The organism is Xenorhabdus sp. KK7.4 (genome assembly GCF_963876465.1).
In the GTDB taxonomy this organism is placed as follows: Bacteria; Pseudomonadota; Gammaproteobacteria; order Enterobacterales; family Enterobacteriaceae; genus Xenorhabdus; species Xenorhabdus stockiae.
Genome location: NZ_CAWNQF010000063.1, coordinates 58,653 through 79,034, shown reverse-complemented (window position 1 = coordinate 79,034; position 20,382 = coordinate 58,653). Strand labels below are relative to the sequence as shown.

Annotated in this window: 8 protein-coding genes; 7 read left to right on the top strand and 1 reads right to left on the bottom strand. The window is 40.9% G+C overall.

The annotated features are described in order from the left end of the window. Positions 1-118: 118 nt before the first annotated feature. The 5 genes from AACS90_RS06360 to AACS90_RS06340 all read left to right on the top strand — a co-directional run bounded on the left by AACS90_RS06360 (position 119) and on the right by AACS90_RS06340 (position 16,513). Entirely contained in the window at positions 119-3,637 is a 3,519-nt protein-coding gene (locus tag AACS90_RS06360) for a non-ribosomal peptide synthetase (RefSeq protein WP_099122169.1), read from the top strand. After that, positions 3,634-8,346: a non-ribosomal peptide synthetase gene (locus tag AACS90_RS06355; protein ID WP_241538252.1), complete on the top strand. Its 4,713-nt coding sequence runs from the start codon at positions 3,634-3,636 to the stop codon at positions 8,344-8,346. The genes AACS90_RS06360 and AACS90_RS06355 overlap by 4 nt, the downstream gene beginning before the upstream one ends. Beyond that, positions 8,343-14,357 carry a non-ribosomal peptide synthetase gene (locus AACS90_RS06350; protein ID WP_099122168.1) on the top strand — a complete coding sequence of 2,005 codons (6,015 nt, stop codon included), beginning with the start codon at positions 8,343-8,345 and terminating at the stop codon, positions 14,355-14,357. Before AACS90_RS06355 ends, AACS90_RS06350 begins: the two co-directional genes overlap by 4 nt. A 154-nt stretch (positions 14,358-14,511) precedes the next feature. Continuing rightward, positions 14,512-15,066 carry a TetR/AcrR family transcriptional regulator gene (locus AACS90_RS06345; protein WP_099122167.1) on the top strand — a complete coding sequence of 185 codons (555 nt, stop codon included), beginning with the start codon at positions 14,512-14,514 and terminating at the stop codon, positions 15,064-15,066. A gap of 217 nt (positions 15,067-15,283) precedes the next feature. Further along, positions 15,284-16,513 (top strand): multidrug effflux MFS transporter, encoded by a 1,230-nt coding sequence (locus tag AACS90_RS06340; RefSeq protein ID WP_099122166.1) that lies wholly within the window; start codon positions 15,284-15,286, stop codon positions 16,511-16,513. Positions 16,514-16,630: 117 nt separating this feature from the next. On the opposite strand, the gene AACS90_RS06335 is transcribed toward AACS90_RS06340, so the two are convergent. Next, positions 16,631-17,503: a LysR family transcriptional regulator gene (locus AACS90_RS06335; protein ID WP_099122165.1), complete on the bottom strand. Its 873-nt coding sequence runs from the start codon at positions 17,501-17,503 to the stop codon at positions 16,631-16,633. A 129-nt stretch (positions 17,504-17,632) separates the two neighbouring features. On the opposite strand from AACS90_RS06335, the gene AACS90_RS06330 reads away from it, so the two are divergent. Continuing rightward, positions 17,633-18,619 carry a nitrilase-related carbon-nitrogen hydrolase gene (locus AACS90_RS06330; RefSeq protein WP_099122164.1) on the top strand — a complete coding sequence of 329 codons (987 nt, stop codon included), beginning with the start codon at positions 17,633-17,635 and terminating at the stop codon, positions 18,617-18,619. Positions 18,620-19,128: 509 nt separating this feature from the next. Beyond that, a complete protein-coding gene (locus tag AACS90_RS06325; protein WP_099122163.1) occupies positions 19,129-20,373 on the top strand; it encodes an aromatic amino acid transport family protein in 1,245 nt (414 codons plus the stop codon). Positions 20,374-20,382: the final 9 nt, after the last annotated feature.

Genomic DNA, 20,382 nt, shown 5'->3' with positions numbered 1-20,382 from the left:
TAAGGTCATTTATCCTTCTGAAGAAAAATAATTAAAACAAACTCATTTGATGGATTAATCTTTTATATAAAAAGATTAATAAAATATGTTTTAAATTATTTCATATAAAAGGTGACATATGAAGAATGCCGCTCAAATTGTGGATGAGGCTTTAAATCAAGGAATTACTCTGTTTGTGGCTGATAACCGATTACAATATGAAACCAGCCGAGATAATATTCCGGAGGAATTATTAAATGAGTGGAAATACTATAGGCAAGATTTGATCGATTTCCTGCAACAACTCGATGCAAAAGAAGAAACACAAACATATCAATTGCAGGATATTCAGCGAAATCGCAATGCTGAGCATTATCCACTTTCATTTGCTCAGCAACGCTTGTGGTTTATCGATCAACTTACTGATGGCAGTCCTCAATACAACTGCCCCGGCTATCTGAGATTACGGGAAAAACTCAATGTAAATGCCTTTAAGACGGCGGTAAAAACATTACTCGAACGTCATGAAGCATTACGCACCTGCTTTAAGGTTATAGATAACGAACCACGGCAGGTTCTGGTGACTTCCTATGATTTACCTATCACTCAGCATGATTTGACGATGCTCTCTGAAAATGAGAAAGAACACCATATTCAACAATTCAGCAAAGAAGAGGATAACCAGGTTTTTAATCTTAGTGCTGATCTAATGTTACGTATTCGGCTAATAAAACGAGCTGAAAATGATTATGTCGTTCTCTATACCATTCACCATATTGCTTGTGATAGCTGGTCAATAGAAATCTTTATCTATGAACTTATCACATTATATAAGGCTTACTCTCAGGGAATGACCAACCCGTTACCAGAACTAAAAATCCAATATAGTGATTATGCTCAGTGGCAACGAAACTGGCTGCAAGGGGATATTCTGGAAAAACAACTGGATTACTGGAATAACCAGTTATCAGGTATTCCTCCGTTGCACCGTTTTCCACTGGATAATCCACGGCCAGCACAACAGGGTTTCAAAGGGCTTCTTAAAGAACAACATATCTCAAAAGCTCTGGCACAGGAGATCAAAGCGTTATGTCACCAACATGAAGTCACATTATTTATGTTTCTGGAGACTGCTTTTGCTGTCTTATTGAGCCGTTACAGTAATGAAAAAGATATTCTGGTCGGAACGCCACTTGCAGGAAGAACTCATCATGACATTGAACCTCTGATTGGTTTTTTTGTTAACTCACTGGTGATCAGAACCGATTTATCTGGCCAGCCTACATTCAGTGAATTATTAAAGCGAAATAGCCGCACTATTATCGATGCTTATGAACATCAGGATCTGCCATTTCAAATGTTGGTAGAGAAAATCAGTCCGGGAAGGAATCTAAATTATAACCCTGTGTTCCAAATTGCGTTTACGCTGGAAAATACCCAGCGGGATGGGACATTAGTGCGGGATAATAATATTGAGACCGAAGAACGTCTACTTTTGAAAACCCGGTTTGATTTAGAAATTCATATTTATGAAGAAGAGGGTGGCGGGTTATCCCTTTTATGGGTTTATGACAGTAGTCTATTTAACGATATTACTCTTGAAAGATTGATTGCCAGTTATGAAACGCTGCTTACTAATATTGTCAGCGTGGTGAAACCACGTACCGGCTCAGATCTGATATATAAAGAACCTTCCGTTCATGATATTCCACTGCTAGCTGAAGCTGAAATACATACTTTATCCCAATGGAATGGGAGACAGGAATATAATCAGAATAGTGGCTGTTTTCATGAGTTATTTGAGAAACAAGCTGCCCGATATCCTGAAAAAACCGCCATTGTTTTTGGCAGTGATTCATTGAGTTATCAGGAACTGAACCAACAGGCTAACCAGCTGGCACACTATCTGATAGCACAAAAGATTAAACCAGAAACATTAGTTGCACTCTGTATTCCCCGTTCAATACGCGCATTAGTTGCACTACTGGGTGTCATTAAAGCGGGTGGTGCATATGTGCCGTTAGATCCTGATTATCCGGTATCCCGTCTCCAATATATGCTGGAACACAGCGAAGCAGAATTCATTCTGACAGAAACGAGTCTGATAGAAAAACTCCCGATTAGTCAGCAGAAAGTTGTCTGTTTGGATACCGAGGCAATACAGTCACAATTGCAGCAAATGCCTATCGACAATATTACTGAACGCCCATTCCCGCTGACGGAAAATAATCTGGCTTACGTTATTTATACATCCGGCTCTACCGGAAAACCGAAAGGCGTTATGTTGGAGCATAAAGGATGGGTCAATCTGGCACTGTCACAAGCGGAATTATTTGGTGTTGATACGCATAGCCGGGGATTACAGTTCGCGTCATGGAGCTTTGATGCCATGATCTTAGAAATATCTATGACACTGGCGTATGGCGCAACACTTTACTTAATCTCAGAAGCCCAGCAACATTCTCCTGAATGTCTGGACGAAATCGTTGAAACACACCAAATCACCCATGCTGTATTACCTCCTGCTTTACTGCCTTACCTGAACTTTAACAAATGGTGTTCTGTTTCAACCTTGCTTTTAGGGGGAGAAGCTGTACCTCCACAACTTTCTGTTTACTGGTCACAGAATAGGAGGCTGTTTAACGTATATGGCCCGACAGAGTGTACAGCCATCGTAATTTCAAGCTTATTAACCGATGAGAAAATTACAATCGGGAAACCGTTGCCGAATATTCTTATGCGTATCCTTGATCCATCAGGTAATCAGGTGCCTATTGGTGTTGCGGGAGAATTATGTATTGGTGGTGCTCAACTGGCGCGGGGCTATTTGAACGCACCTGAAATGGACGCAATCAAATTTATTAAATATTGCAATGAACAAACGGATGAATCCCAGCCTCAACGTTTATACCGAACGGGAGATTTAGTCCGCTGGTTATCTGATGGCAATATCGAATTTATCGGTCGGATTGACTCTCAGGTCAAGCTAAGAGGATTCAGGATTGAGTTAGGAGAAATTGAAACCGCACTGAGTGGACATGAAGCTTTAAGCAGTGCTGTAGTTATTACATGTGGAGAAGGTAAAGATAAAAGGCTGGTTGCCTATGTTTGCCCGACTATCAGCTGGCTGGAAGAAAGAGGCTTGCAATTTGATACCGAAGATATCTCCCAATACTCAGTGATTAAAGCTGAACTTTCAAAATTACTCGAATCTGCACTAAAAAAACAATTACCCGAATATATGGTTCCCAGCCTTTATATTCCTCTAGAACAAATGCCACTGACACTCAATAACAAAGTGGATAAAAAAGCGTTGCCAGCGCCGAATAGCAGTGATTTTCACCAACAAGATTATGTTGCACCAAGAAATGAAATAGAGAAAAAAATCGGCCAGTTATGGGAAGAGCTGCTGGGTATTAGTCAGCTCGGTATTCATGACAACTTTTTTATTCTGGGCGGCCATTCCCTTCAGGCAACTCGTCTTATCAGTTCAATACGCAATGAACTTGATATTGAAATACCACTAAGCAGTGTCTTTGAACATCCGACACTTGAGCAGTTATCACAGATAGTTGCAATTCATCTCCTCAAAGAAAAGAGAAAGCATTTTCACACTGAACAAGAAATAACAGAGAAACTATTGGAAGGTGATATATGAAGAATGCAGTACAAATTATCAATGAAGCGTTAAATCAAGGGATCACTCTGTTTGTTATTGATAACAAACTAAAATATAAAACGAATCGTGACAGTATTCCTCCTGAATTACTTGAAGAATGGAAACAGTACAAACAAGAATTGATTGATTTTCTGAATCAGATAGATTCAGAAGACGATATGGATACTCACCGACTGCCAGATATTCCGCGTTATGAGCGTGCTGAACACTATCCACTCTCATTTGCTCAGCAACGGTTGTGGTTAATAGATCAATTCACTAATGGCAGCCCGCAATATAATTGCTCAGGTGATTTTCGATTGAGGGAATCGATTAACTTCAATGCTTTTGAAGCTGCAATCGCTACATTGCTTGAACGTCATGAGTCATTACGTACTTATTTCAAAGTCATTAATGACGAACCACGGCAGATTATCGCCACTTCCTATGATTTGCCTATTACAATGCATGATCTATCCTCACTTTCAGAATCTGAGAAGGAACGTCAGGTTAAACAACGGGGTGAAGAAGAGTGGAAACAGTCTGTCAATCTCAGCACTGACCTGATGCTTCGTATTCAGTTACTGAAACTGGCAGAAGATGACTATATCATTCTTTATACAATCCACCATATTGCCTGTGATGGTTGGTCAATCGCGATATTCTTTAGTGAACTGCTTACCTTATATCGGGCATATTGCCGGGGAGAAAGTAATCCTCTTCCTCCATTAAAAGCTCAATATACCGATTATGCCCAGTGGCAGCGAGAGTGGTTACAGGGTGATATTCTCGATAAACAATTAGATTACTGGCAAAACCAGTTATCAGGTATCTCTCCACTTCATCGTTTTCCTTTGGATAATCCACGTCCGGAAAAACAAAATCTTGAAGGAAACGTTTACCCACAACGAATTTCAAAGACGTTGACTCAGGAAATAAGAACTCTATGTGCCAAACATAAAGTCACGTTATTTATGTTTCTGGAAACCGCTTTTGCTGTGTTGCTAAGTCGTTACAGCAGCGAAAAAGATATTTTGGTTGGGATGCCGGTTGCAGGAAGAAGACATCGTGATGTTGAGTCGTTAATTGGGTTTTTTGTCAATTCACTGGTGATCCGAACAGATTTATCGGGCCAGCCTACATTCAGTGAACTCTTAAAGCAGAACAGCCGAACTATTCTGGACGCTTATGCACATCAGGATCTGCCCTTTGAGATGGTAGTGGAAAAACTCAGCCCAGAGAGACAATTAAACCATAATCCTATCTTCCAGATCATATTTGCAGTACAGAATAACCAGCGAGATGCAACGCTCGAACAGGATATTCTCGTTGAAACAGAAGAACACTCATTGTTGACGACCCGATTTGATTTGGAAGTCCACATATATGAAGAGAAATATGAAGGTGAGCTATTCATACAGTGGATTGCCGATTCAAGCCTATTCAATCACGCTACTCTCGACAGACTACTGGTCAATTACGAAACGCTGCTGACTAACATTGTTAATGTGATGAAGCATCATACCGGTAACAGCGAACCATCAGTCCATGATATTCCATTACTGGCAGACTCTGAACGAAACACCTTACTTCATGAGTGGGGTGAACCACAGGTTCCTTATCCAACCGGGAAATGTTTCCACGAACTCTTCGAAGATCAGGTATTAATACACCCTGAAAAGAATGCATTGATCTTTGGTACTGATTCCCTGAGTTATCAGTCGTTAAATGAGCAGTCCAATCAATTAGCACATTACTTGATTCAGCAGGGTATTAAACCGGATACGCTGGTTGCGCTTTGTGTACCAAGATCATTACAGGCGGTTGTAGCGCTGCTGGGGATTCTTAAAGCGGGTGGGGCTTATGTACCTTTAGACCCTGGCTATCCGAAAGCCCGTCTCCAATACATGCTAGAGCACAGTGAAGTTGAATTTATCCTGACTGAAACGCAAGAGGTAGAAAAACTGCCTATCACGCAGCAGAAAGTCATTTGTTTAGATACTGATACGATACAATTGCAGTTACAACAAATGCCTGGGGTTAATATCACCGAGAATGAGCGTCCATATCCACTGACAGAAAATAATCTGGCTTATGTCATTTATACTTCTGGCTCAACCGGCAAACCGAAAGGCGTTATGCTGGAGCATAAAGGGTGGGTGAATCTGGCTCTCTCACAGGATGTTTTATTTGACGTTAACTCAAATATTCATGTATTGCAGTTTGCCTCCTGGAGTTTTGACGCCATGATTTTGGAAATGTCTATGACATTAGCCTATGGCTCAACACTGTATCTTATTTCTGAAACTCAGCGGCGTTCCCCTGAATTGATGGATGAACTTGTTGAAAAACATCAGATAACTCATGCAGTCTTGCCACCTGCGTTGCTTCCTCATCTTAATTTTGATAAATGGCATTCTGTTTCAACATTACTTCTGGCCGGTGAAGCCGTGCTACCGCAAATCGCTGTTCAGTGGTCGCAGAACAGACAATTGTTCAATGTGTATGGCCCGACAGAATGTACCTCTATCGTCACTACGGCTTTATTAACTGACGAACGTATTACTATTGGAAAACCTTTACCTAACGTAGTCATGCGGGTTCTTGATCCAGAAGGTAATCTGGTTCCTATGGGAGTTATCGGAGAGTTGCATATCGGTGGTGTTCAATTGGCACGGGGTTATCGTAACTCACCGGAAATCACAGAAAAACAATTTATTCGTGATCCATTCAGCTCGCCTTCAACTAATGAGCAGGAAAACAGACTGTATCGTACTGGCGATTTAGTTCGCTGGACACACGATGGTCAATTGGACTTTATCGGTCGCATTGACTCTCAGGTTAAAATTCGTAGCCATCGTATAGAGTTAGGTGAAATAGAATCTGTTTTGAGTAAGCATAACGCCTTAAGTAGTGCTGCTGTGATCGCTTATGGTCAGGATGAAGATAAAAAACTCATTGCATATGTTTGCCCAAGCACAGAGTGGTTAGGTGAAAAAGCCATTGAATTTAATGCACACAGTGTTAATAACTGGACAGAAATTTTTGATGAGCAATACCGTCAACCCACAATGGAGACTACCCAGAAAGAAGATATCAGTGAGGGAGTGACAGCAGAAAGTGATTTCGGTGGCTGGATGAACAGTTACACTGAACAGCCAATTGCCGTTGCACAAATGGAAGAATGGTTAGCTGACATAATGAAGCGGATTGACTCCCTGAATCCTCACCGTTTACTGGAAATTGGCTGTGGTAGTGGATTATTGTTGTACCGCTATGCTGAACAGTGTGAATCAGTAGTCGCTACCGATATATCGTCTGAGGTTTTAAACCGTCACCAACATATGCTGCAACAGCGTGGCTGGTCACATGTGGAGCTCAGAAGAGGGGATGCACTCAATTCAGGAACACTACATGCCGGCGAATTTGATTCTGTCGTCATTAACTCCGTTGTCCAGTATTTCCCTAATGTTCAGTATCTGGAAAAAATGTTTGAGCAAATAATACCTGCATTGACGACAGGAGGAAGAATTCTGCTGGGTGATATCCGTAACTTAGATCTCTTAACCGCCCACGCTACAGCAATAGAACAAAGTCGTCTCAATGGACAACGTATTCAGGTGGGTTCGCTGGCAAACCGTATCCAGCGGCGTTTACAGCAGGAACCAGAATTTTTACTCAGCCCAACTTATTTTGCCCAATTGCCGGAACGTCACCCAGAAATCAGCCGGGTTGATATTCTGGTGAAGCGGGGTGTGGGTAACAATGAAATGATGCGTTATCGCTATGACGTCATATTACATAAAAGAGATGAAAATACAGGATCTCTCTGTGAACGTTCGATAAATTGGCACAATTTTGATTCTTTGGAAAACCTGAAAAACAGACTACAGGCAGGAACAGAAGAGACATTTGGTATTTCAGGTATTCCTAATGCCAGAGTTAAAGATGAGTTTGTGTTGGCAGAAGGGTTACGCCACTGGCCAGCCAATCAGGTAATCACACCTCCGGAAAATGCCAGCGGCTTTTCTCCACAAGCATTAAAACAGATTCAGGAACTCGAATCCTTACTGCAATATGCTGAACAATGCGGTTATCAGTGTGGCGTTACATGGTCACAACAGCAACCTGATTTGCTGGATATTATTTTCAGCCGTGGCGAATTACCTCCTGTGCTGGCGCGTACTGACTACAATCAGGTACATTTGGCGAATTATCCGCAAATCTCGGCCATTAATGGCGAACTTTCAGAATTACTGGAATCAACCCTGAAACAGCAATTGCCAGAGTATATGGTTCCCAGTCTCTATATTCCTCTGGAACGAATGCCACTTTCGTTAAATAACAAAGTGGATAAAAAAGCGTTGCCAGTCCCAAATGAAGATGATTTACGTCGGCAAACCTATGTCGCTCCAAGAAGTGAAATGGAAATTAAAATCAGTCAGTTGTGGAGAAAATTACTTAACGTTAATCAGGTCGGCATTTATGACAATTTCTTCACTCTAGGAGGGCACTCACTTCAGGCAACTCGTTTTATTAGTTCGATACGCAATGATTTAGGAATAGAAGTACCATTAAGAAGTGTGTTTGAACATCCGACTCTTGAACAATTATCGCAAATTATCACCATTCATCTACTCAAAGAAAAAAGAAAACATTTTCAGGCAGAGCAAAATTCATCTCAGGAATATTTAAGAGGTGAAATATGATAGATGCAGCGCAGATTGTGGATGAAGCGTTAGAGCAGGGGATTGCTCTATTTGTTGTTAACAATCGGTTACAATACGAAACCAGTTGTGACAGCATTCCCACTGAATTGCTCAATAAGTGGAAACAACATAAACAAGAGTTGATTGATTTTCTGAACCAGCTGAATTCAGAAGAACAGACTCAGACGAGTCATTTTTTGCAGGATATTCAGCGTACTGAAAAAGCGGAGCATTATCCGCTTTCATTTTCTCAGCAACGTTTGTGGTTTATCGATCAACTGGCTGGTGGCAGTCTTCAGTATAACTGTATATTCGATTTCAGGATGCGGGAAGCCATTAACATAAAGGCGTTTGAAGACACAGTTAAGTCGTTGCTTGAACGCCATGAAGTGTTGCGCACCTATTTTGAGATTATTAATAACGAACCGCGGCAATTTATTGCCGCTGATTACGATATACCGATTACATATTATGACTTATCTGCGTTGTCTGAGGCCGAGAAAAACGACCAGATAAAGCAGTTTAGTAAGGAAGAAGAAAATCAACTCTTTGACCTTAGCACAGACCTGATGTTGCGCCTTCGGTTAATAAAATTGGCAGAAGATGATTATCTTATTATTTATACGGTACATCATATTGCCTTTGATGGTTGGTCCGCTTCAATATTTCTCAGTGAGTTTTTTACGTTATATAGAGCTTATTGTCAGGGAAAGGCAAATCCGTTATTACCACTAAAAATTCAGTACACCGATTATGTCCAATGGCAACAGAGCTGGTTGCAAGGCAATGTGTTAGAAAAACAATTAACATATTGGCAGAATCAATTGGCTGGAATCTCACCTGTTCATAGTATACCGCTGGATAACCCACGAACAGGGAAACAAAATATCGGAGGACGTTTTCATACACAGCGCATTTCCTCACATCTGACCCAAGCAATCAGGGGATTATGTGCTAAGCATAACGTGACGTTATTTATGTTTCTGGAAACGGCTTTTGCGGTATTACTTAGTCGTTACAGTAATGAGAAAGATATCGTTATTGGAACAGGACTTGCCGGAAGAAGACATTATGATATTGAGCCGTTAATCGGTTTTTTCGTCAATTCGCTGGCTATCCGGACAGATTTATCCGGTCATCCTACTTTTAGTGAGTTGTTAAAACAAAATAGCCGCACTATTCTGGATGCTTATGAACATCAGGATCTACCTTTTGAGTTAGTGGTTGAAAAACTCAGCCCGGAACGGAGCTTAAATTATAATCCTATATTTCAGGTTATGTTTGCGGTACAGAACAACCAACAAAATATAACGCTGGAGCAGGATAGTCTGACCCATTTGGATGATAATTTACTTAAAACGACGCGGTTTGATCTGGAGATTTATGTTTATGAAGAAAAGCAAGGAGACGAATTATCTATAATATGGCTCTATGATGCAAATCTGTTCCACAGTAACACTATTGACAGATTCATTGCCAATTATGAATATCTGCTTGCTGGTATTGTTGAAGTGATGGCAGATGTTTCAGCCAATAAAGAACCCTCTGTTCATGAATTACCAATCTTGAGTGATACGGAAAAACAAACCTTACTGCATCAATTAAATGGTCGACAAAAGCATGTCCAACAAGGATGTTGCTTCCATGAGCTATTTGAAGAACAGGTGGCGAAAACTCCTGAAAAAACGGCGCTGGTTTTTGGCGATGATACTTTAAGTTATCAAGCCGTTAACGCGCAGGCTAATCAATTGGCACATTATTTGATTGAGCAGGGTATTCAGCCAGATGTTCTGGTTGCTATTTGTCTTCCCCGGTCATTACAAACGGTGATCACACTACTGGGTATTCTTAAAGCTGGTGGGGCTTATGTGCCGTTGGATACCAGTTACCCGCAGGCCCGTTTGCAATATATGCTGGAACACAGCGAAGCCGAATTTATTCTCACCGATACATCACTGGTTGATAAATTACCCATCAGTCAGCAACGTGTTATTTGTTTGGATACGGAAACGGTACGTTCATATGTGGGAAATTTACCCACAGCTAATATTACTCATCGTCCGTTTCCTCTGACTGAAAATCATCTGGCCTATGTCATTTATACCTCCGGCTCTACCGGCCGTCCAAAAGGAGCGATGCTGGAGCATAAAGGCTGGGTGAATCTGGCACAGGCGCAAGCTGAGTTATTTGACGCAAATGTGGATATTCGCGCATTGCAGTTTGCCTCCTGGAGTTTCGACGCCGCCGTACTGGAAATGGCAATGACGCTGGCTTATGGTGCCACGCTATATCTGATTTCAGAAACACATCGTCGTTCCCCTGAATGGCTGGATGAGATAGTTGAAAGACACCGTATCACTCATGCAGTGCTCCCGCCGGCACTGTTACCACATCTGGATTTTAACAAATGGCGCACGGTTTCAACCTTATTATTGGCAGGGGAGGCTGTGGCTCCACATATTGTAGAAGAGTGGTCGTGGGGCAGAAAACTATTTAATGTTTATGGTCCAACTGAATGCACTTCAATTGTAACCAGCGCCTTACTGACAGTAGATAAGCGAATAACGATTGGAAAACCGTTACCAAATACTGTCATGCGCATCCTGAATTCTGATGGCAATCTGGTACCGTTCGGGGCGGTTGGAGAACTACATATTGGTGGGATTCAATTAGCACGGGGTTACCGTAATGCACCAGATCTCACGGAAAAACAATTTATCCGTGATCCTTTCAGTACCAACCCGACAGACCGACTGTACCGCACTGGCGATTTAGTACGCTGGACACCAGAAGGTGAATTGGAATTTATTGGCCGACTTGATTCGCAGATTAAAATTCGCAGCCACCGTATTGAACTGGGAGAAATAGAGGCGGTTCTGGCGGGGCAGGAGATTTTAAGTAATGCAGCTGTAATCGTTAATGGTCATGACAGTGAAGACAAAAAACTCATTGCTTATGTCTGTCCAAGTACCAACTGGCTGGCGGAGAAAGCTACTGAGTTTAATGTCGATTACCTTGAAAGTTGGACAGAAATTTTTGATAACCAGTATCGTCAGGAACTAGCAGAAAATACGACTACTGACACTATTGATAAGTGCGATGATGACAGTGATTTTAGCGGCTGGGTGAACAGCTATACTGAACAGCCGATTGCCTTGGAACAAATGGAAGAGTGGCGAACGGGGACCATGCAGCGGATAAACTCTCTGCAATCCCGACGATTATTGGAGATTGGCTGTGGGTCCGGCTTATTGCTGTATCGCTATGCCGGGCAATGTGAATCAGTATTAGCAACTGACATTTCAGCCGAAGTATTGGCACGTCACCAAAATATTTTGCAAAAACGTGGTTGGTCGCACGTAGAATTAAGAAGAGGTGATGCTCTGAATTTAGGTGTAATCACTCCTGATCAGTTTGATTCGGTCGTAATTAACTCTGTTGTCCAATATTTCCCCAATGTTCAATATCTGGAAAAAGTCATTACGCAGTTATTACCTGCGGTTGAAAATGGCGGGAAAATTCTTCTGGGGGATATTCGTAACTTAGATTTATTAACTGCACATATCACAGCTATTGAGAGAGATCGTCTGAATGACCAACATATTTCGGTAGGTACGTTGGCAAATTACATTCAACGGCGTTTACAGCAAGAAAATGAGTTTTTAATTAGTCCGACCTATTTTGCACAATTGCCGACACGTTACCCGGAAATTGGAAGAGTGGATATTCTGGTTAAACGTGGTGTGGGTGACAACCAAATGCTGCGTTATCATTATGATGTCATATTATATAAATGTGATAAAAATACAGAATTATGTTGCGATCCAACGAGGATTTGGAAAGATTTTAATTCTCTTGAAGATCTTCGGAATACGTTAGAGATAGGCGAATTCGATACATTTGGCGTCTCAGGTATTCCTAATGCCCGTATCAAAGATGATTTTGATTTAGCGGAAGGGCTACGCCATTGGTCATCTGATCAGATTATTTTTCCACCCAAAAATGCCGGCAGTTTTTCTCCTGAAATAGCAGAGCAGGTTTCTGCTCTTGAATCTTTACTGCAATATGCAGAACAGTGTGGTTACCAGTGTGAACTTACATGGTCACAACAACAACCTGATTTACTCGATGTGATTTTCAGCCGTGGTGACTTACCTCAAATACAAGCACGTTCAGATTACAATCAAACTCATTTGGCCAATTATCCACAGCTTCCCGCTATTGGTGGAGAACTTACGGAGTTATTGGAGTCGGCTCTGAAAAAGCAATTACCTGATTATATGATCCCGAGCCTCTATATCCCGTTAGAGCGTATTCCACTGAATTTTAATAATAAAGTGGATAAAAAAGCGTTACCTATCCCAGATGAAAGTGATTTACATCGTCAGGTTTATATCGCACCGAGAGATGAGATTGAAGAAAAACTTAGTCAGTTGTGGCAAGAGCATTTAAAAATCAATCAAGTGGGTATTTATGATCATTTCTTCTCGCTCGGAGGCCATTCACTTCTGGCTGTTAAAATAGTTGCTTCAATAAAAAATACGTTAGACAAAAATTTCACCATGCATCAGTTATTTGCCAATCCAACCATTGCACAGATTGCAAGTCTGATTCGTCATAGTAATAGGCATGAAATGTCTTCACCTAAGACAACACACAATAAATCTGATAAAAAAATACCGATTTCTTATTGTCAGAAAATGTATTGGTATTTTGTTCAAGAAGAATTGTTGGAAGATTGTTTTCATGTGCCAATTGCTTTGCTCATGGAGGGAGAACTGGATAAAGGTGCATTAGAAAAAAGTTTAAGCACTATTTTTGAACGGCATGAAAGTTTACGCTTTAGGTTTTATAAAGAAAATAATAATATTTTCATGCAGCCTGATGAGAATATGAAAGTTAACTTACAAGTTATTGAAGCATTACCAAGAGAAATAAAAAGAGAAGAAATTTCTATTGAAATTAATAGACTCTGGGAAGAGAAATTAAGAACACCTTTTGATGTTTATAATGGCCCATTAATCAGGACATTCTTACTACCTGTTTCGGAAAAAGTCACCATATTGCTTATTGATGTCCATCATATTATTTCTGATGGATGGTCTGTTAATATCATTATGAATGAGTTTAAGAAATTATATACGACTTATTCACAAGGGAAAGAAAATACATTGCCGCCTGTTCCTATGCAATATTCTGGCTATGTTTATGACTTACAAGACCTCCATGCGACTGAGGAAGCTAAAAAACAGATTAAATTCTGGCAACAACAATTTTCTGATGTCAATTCTGACCGCGATTTTCCGGCTCCCTTCAGAAAACACTTGGCTTCAAAATATCGATATTGCTCCCGTCATATAAAAATACCTAATTCCCTTGATAGAGCCGCCTTACAATATTGTGAAACTCATAAGATTACACCTTACATGTTATTCATGGCTTTGTTCCATACATGTCTGTTTATGCATTCCGGTGAATCACAACATATCGTTACCTCACCAAAAGCTGATCGTACTCGCATAGAAAATCATCAGACAATAGGGTTATTCTTAGGTGATCTAATAGTAAAATCGAATATCAATAAGGGTATGAGCCTGCAAGAAATCATTAAGCAGGTTAGTCAGTCAATTTATCGAGCCATAGAAAATTCAAATATTCATATGTCTGTGGTGATTGAAGCAGTGGGAGAAAAGGCAAGAGAAAATATTTTTAATGTCCTGTTCAATTATATGGATGCACAAAGCATGTATGATTTCATCGATATATCTAAAGATGAAAAATTATCATTACCAAATCTTGATGTTGAACTGATAGAAACTGATGTAATTCCTTTTGAATCACTCGGGATGAATTTATTATATATGCCGGAAAGTATCGGGTGTGAGCTGAATTACAATCCAGAGTTGTATACAGAAGAAGTCATTGAGAGTTTAGCAAAACATTATGAACGATTGCTCAATGTCATCGTGTCTGGTCAGGAAAAAGAGAGTATCAGCCAGTTTTATGGATAAAATCTTATCGTGAACGACGAGAGAAGAGTGGCTTCAGGGATGGAGCCTATCATCGCGATGAAATCTGAATTCTGTTTGGTGTGTTGCCTTTAATTGAAATAATGTTATTTTCTACGACCTTTTAAAAAGTAAGATATTAAATTGGTGTGCAGATATGTATGAGGAACTTAGCCCAAAGGGGAAAGCAAAATATAATCAAATTCTTGATGCCGTTCAGGCTGTTATTTGCCGGGATGGTATTTATGAGTGTAATCATCGGGCGGTGGCATCAGAAGCAGGAGTTCCGCTTGGAACAACAACATATTATTTTAAAACACTGGATGATATGTTAAGTGCGGCGCTAGGAAAATACTTCAATAACTTCATTGAGTTGTCACACAACTGGTTTCAACAGTCGCTGTTTGAAGATCCGGCCGAAAATCTGACTGAGTTCATCTCATGGACATTCGCAGATTATTCACGCTTAAAGTCAGAATATGAGCTTTACGTTGCGGCTATCTCCCGGCCATCTTTAAGGCCACTTGCCGTTAACTGGATGCAGGCAACAAAAGATATCATTTCTCAATACATCACTAACGATGAATCAAAAGCCAAAGCGCTCACCGCTGTTTTAGATGCTTTTTTCCTTCAGTCTCTATTAACCGGAGATATTAATTTCAGCAAAAAAGAGTACATCAGGCCATTTATCAGCAAAATTTTGTCAGATTGAGTATGTATCTGCTCAATGAATTTCAGGATACGCAGCGACGGGCAGGGAAGCAATAAATTCGTCGGAAAGGAATTTACTCCACCAAAAACAACCTTTTGTTTATAACTCTACTGTACGTGAGTTTTTATCTTCCACATTGTTCAGCTCGGTTGTGTGAATAATTGTACTTATGTACAATTATCGTTTTCGTGCAGCATAGAGAAGATTAGATAAGGTTATGAGTAGATTTGAGCAAAATAAAATACCGGTATTTGCCCTGTTTTTGTTAGCGTTAATGACTGCTTTTGATGTGATGGCAATCGATATGTATTTGCCAGCATTTAATGCGATAAAAGAAAGTTTAAATACAGATCTTGTTAAGGTAGAAACTTCATTATCCCTGTTTTTAGTGGGGTTAGCTATCGGGCAGGGAATGTTAGGACCCGTGATTGATCATTATGGCCGAAGAACACCTTTATTATTAGGTATTCTTATTTTTTCACTGGCATCTTTACTCACTTCAACCACCGATGACATTGTGCTTTTCAATATAGGCAGGATTGTTCAAGGGTTATCAGGAGCTGTTACTTTAGTCGTCCCTCGAGCAATCATCTCTGATACATGCGATGCACATACTTCGGCACGTCTCTTTACAATTTTGATGCAAATCGTTGTTATTGGTCCAATAATTGCCCCACCATTAGGTAGTGTCCTTCTTTCTGCTTTTGGCTGGAGAGCGATATTCCTGATGTTATTTGCTTTATCGTTTTTCACACTTATTGCTGCATATCGTTTTATTCCGGAATCTCTGCCGAAAGAGAACAGAGAAACGGGTAGCCTGTCAAAGCAATTATATTCATATATTAAAGTTACTAAAAACTCATATTTCCTTATGAATGTATTGTCTTCAAGTTTCGTTATGGGAACACTGTTTGCCTATATAAATTCATCAGCATTTATTTTTCTGAATCACTTTGGATTCACGCCTAAAGTATACAGTTATTTCTTTGCAGCCAATGCGGTTGGTATGGTCTTCTTCGGTTTCATTAATATGAAATTACTGAAATTCTATAAAGCTGCTGTTGTACTGAAATGGTCTTTATTGGCGAACCTGTTTTTTGTCATGCTATTGCTGATTTCGGTAACTACAGGATTAACATCAATATACTTCGTCATTCCATTGCTATTTATGTCAGTAGCAACACTTAGCTTATTATTCGGGAATGGAATATCCGTTACGATGAATAGCGTCTCAAGGGTTGAAACAGGAACTGCATCTGCTGTTTTAGGGATGATTCAGTATCTGTTTGGTGGATTGGCAGGTTTATTAGTGGGTTTATTAAATAATGGAACCTTGTCAGGGATTGCTCTCACTATGTTCATTTGTTCAACCGGGGCATTAGTGACATATCAAATGGCAAAGCAGCCGAAAGGTAAAAATGATACTGCGGAAGCTTTGGTGAAGTAACCCGCAATACTAAAAAATATTGCTGAAAAATAGAGTAAGAGTTGGTTAATAATTTTATTCATAACCAACTCTTAGAATCTCCAGATTTTGGAGATAAGGCTTTGCATGACTGAATTTTTAAAGTGGAGAGGGCGTCAATACCATATTAATGAAGTTATCCCGCAAGCAATCCTTAATTTCTGGATTCCAGGCGATCCCTATTTGCCATTTAGTGTATATCCCATCGAGGGGCACGAGCTTTACGCCCACAGGTAAAATATGATTGACTCCGGCTGGCAGTAAAGCAACCCCATTTCCGGCAGCAACCAGTGCCAGTAAAGTCTGAATATCATCAGCAGCAGATACAATTCTGGCATTAAGCTTATTCTCTCTGAGAAAAATGGCTATCTGAGCTACTAGCCCATGTCCGCGATGTGGCGAAATTTGCAGAAGTTGATGTGCATCCAGTACATTCTGAATATTGGTTGGGTCTATGTGAAGCGTTGTATTTACAGCAAGAACCAGTTTTTCTTCCATTAGTGATTCTGCTTTCAGTTTCTCCGGTACAGGAAGACGTACGAACCCGGCTTGAAGTTCGCCTTCCAGTAGCATCTGGTATTGCACTTCGGAGGGAATGTCGTTCAAGAAAATTTCCACATCAGGAAACAAGTTGCGAAAAGCTGTTACCTTGACAGGAGCAAGCTGAAATGCCGATACACCGAATCCCAGAAGTAATTTACCAACATTTCCTTTCTGCATCTGGCTCACAAATTCGCGGAAATCATCATGCTGCTTGAGTAATTCGCAAGCCCTAGACAAAAGTTGCTGCCCGGCAGTTGTTAGTCTGGCACCGTGACGCCCACGTTTAAACAATTTAAATCCGACAAGATTCTCCAGTGTCTGAATTTGTTTTGTCAGAGCCGGTTGTGTCAGACAAAGAATTTCCGCCGCTGCGCGATATTGCCCTTTCTGAGCCAGAATGGCGAATGCACGTAGTAGTTTTATATCCATTCCAGTTAGTTATCAAATTCAGAAAAATTGTGATTATACAGTGCGTTGTCTATTTGGTGAAATACTCATCACTTTCTGGTTGAGGAGACGTGTTATGAAACAGAGTATTCAGGTAGCTACCGTTCAGTTCTGCCATCGAGCACCGTTCAGTTCTGCCATCGAGCTAATGACAAGCAATATAACTTATCGGTTATGGAAGAATTCATTCATCAGGCTGGAGAACAGTGTATAAAAATACTGGCTTTCCCTGAAATGTGCATTACCGGTTACTGGCATGTGCCAGATCTGACAGGCGAAGAAGTGATGCTTCTGGCTGAACGAATCGATGGTAGCCCATCTTTGTCACGTATCATTTTACTGGCAAAAAAATATGAAATGGCAATAGGTGCAGGACTTATCGAACTGGGCGAAGATGAGCAGTTTTATAATGCTTACGCGGTATGTATGCCTGATGGTCAGATACATGTGCATCGCAAACTTCATGCATTTGAGCGCCCTGATTTCGCTAGTGGGAATAGTTTTACTGTGTTTGATACCCCTTGGGGAGTAAAAGTTGGAGTTCTTATCTGTTGGGATAACAATTTGGTTGAAAATGTACGGGCAACAGCACTTCTTGGTGCTGATATCCTGATGGCTCCTCACCAGACGGGAGGCACTCATTCTCGTAGCCCTTACGGCATGAAACCAATTCCGGTTACTCTCTGGGAAAACAGGTACAAAAATCCAGATGCTCTGGAGGCTGCATTTCGTGGCGATAATGGTCGCGGCTGGTTAATGCGCTGGTTACCTGCACGGGCACATGATAATGGTTTATTTATCTTGTTTAGCAATGGCGTTGGGTTGGATAACGGAGAAATCCGTACAGGCAATGCTATGGTTATCGATCCCTATGGTCGTATTATTGAAGAAACTACTTCTTTTGAAAATATCATGATAAGTGTCAGCCTTGATTTAGAATTGTTGACTATGTCCACAGGGCGGCGCTGGATACATGGGCGTAGGCCTGAGCTTTATCATATTTTGTGTGAGCATCAAGGTTATGAACGTGATGCACAGAGCGCAAGATTTTCAACGGATATTCCTTTTTTGCAACAGGCTAATAAAAATAGGATTTAGAATAACTCATGATTTTTAAATAGTGTTTTGTATTCTTCTTTAATTTCATGAGCAGAAAAATAATAGTCATTAAGCGTTTTCATATATGCCTGTGATAATAACTAAAAGGTATTCATATTCCTTCTATATTTACTGAATACCTATCTTCTTTTCAATTTCTTATTTGTTGATTTTATTTGATAAAATCACACGGTTATCACTAGGTTAACATTTTTATAACTATTTGGGATTTTCTCTGTTTTTTTCCACTAAACTTTAATACGGATAATTATCTAAAAGAAAAAGCGTATTAATTAGACTCGGATTATAAGAACTAAATCGTATTTGTTTCCGTTTCGTGAATGTGATCTGCTCGACGGTGAGAAGCAGTAAGGGTTCTGGTGTGGAGGGTTGTGCTACGGAATTGAGGAATATCTGGAGCTGAAATACCTGTGTATCGATGTGAGCCATTGACCACCGTGAAATTAACCTATCCCCGGTGGCTAACGCACCGGGATAAAGGAGGATGAATGTCTTCTGATAACACCAGTATTTCTTCGGCGCTTGCCTCTGGAGAGTCAGCGCCAGTTCCCGGTAAGTCACTGAGTTTTCTCGAAGGTGTCGCAATGATAGTCGGCACCAATATCGGTGCAGGTTTGCTGTCTATTGCTTATGCTTCACGAAAGGCCGGCTTTTTGCCACTGATGTTCTGGCTGGTGCTGGTGGGGGTGCTGACCACCATTACTATGCTGTATGTTGCCGAATCTACGCTGCGCACCCGCGCTCACTTACAACTTAGTGGACTGGCAAGGCGATATGTCAGTGGGGTGGGTGCTTGGGTGATGTTTTTTTCAGTATGTATCAACAGTGTTGGTGCACTGACCGCCTATATGAGCGGCAGTGGCAAACTGTTGCAGTCGCTGCTGGGTATTTCACCGACATTAGGTAGCCTGTTGTTCTTCGTACCAGCAGCAGGAGTATTGTACCTCGGACTGAAAGCAATTGGTCGTGGTGAAAAATTGATCAGTATTGGCATGTTGGTCATGCTATTAACGTTAGTAGTGGCAACGTTGCTGAAAGATACTACCCAGATGCGCTATCTGCTGGATGGTGACTGGCTTTTTATGGTGCCATTATTCAATGTTGTGGTGTTTAGTTTTTCGGCACAGTATATCGTGCCGGAAATGGCGCGTGGCTTTGCCGATAAGCCAGAACAACTACCGAAGGCGATTATTATTGGTATGGCAGTGATCTTTGTGCTGCTAGCGATGGTGCCGATGTCTGTGATCGCGCTTAATGGTCTGGACAATATCTCTGAGGTAGTGACGATTTCCTGGGGACAAGCGTTGGGAGAGTGGGCATTCTTCTCTACTAATTTGTTTGCATTATGTGCAATCTTAACCTCTTACTGGGGACTGGGCGGCAGTTTCCTGACTAATATCTTCGATAAATTCCGGCTGGGTAATGACGAACAACCACTGCGTCGTTTCGGCGTACTGTTGTTGGTGGCTGTACCGCCGTTCGTGCTGGCTTACAGTGGACTCGTATCATTTGTTAATGCTCTGTATTTCGCTGGTGTATTCAGTGGTATGATTTTATCAATCATGCCGATATTGATTTTACGTGGTGCACGGAAATACGGCGATCATACTCCATGCTGGCAATGCAGCTGGATCACGCATCCATTGCTGCAAATAAGCATTGTGCTGCTGTATTTGGCCAGTGCAGTGTATGCCATCGCTTCATTGTTCGGTTATCTGCCAGCAGGGTGGTAATTTCTCTTT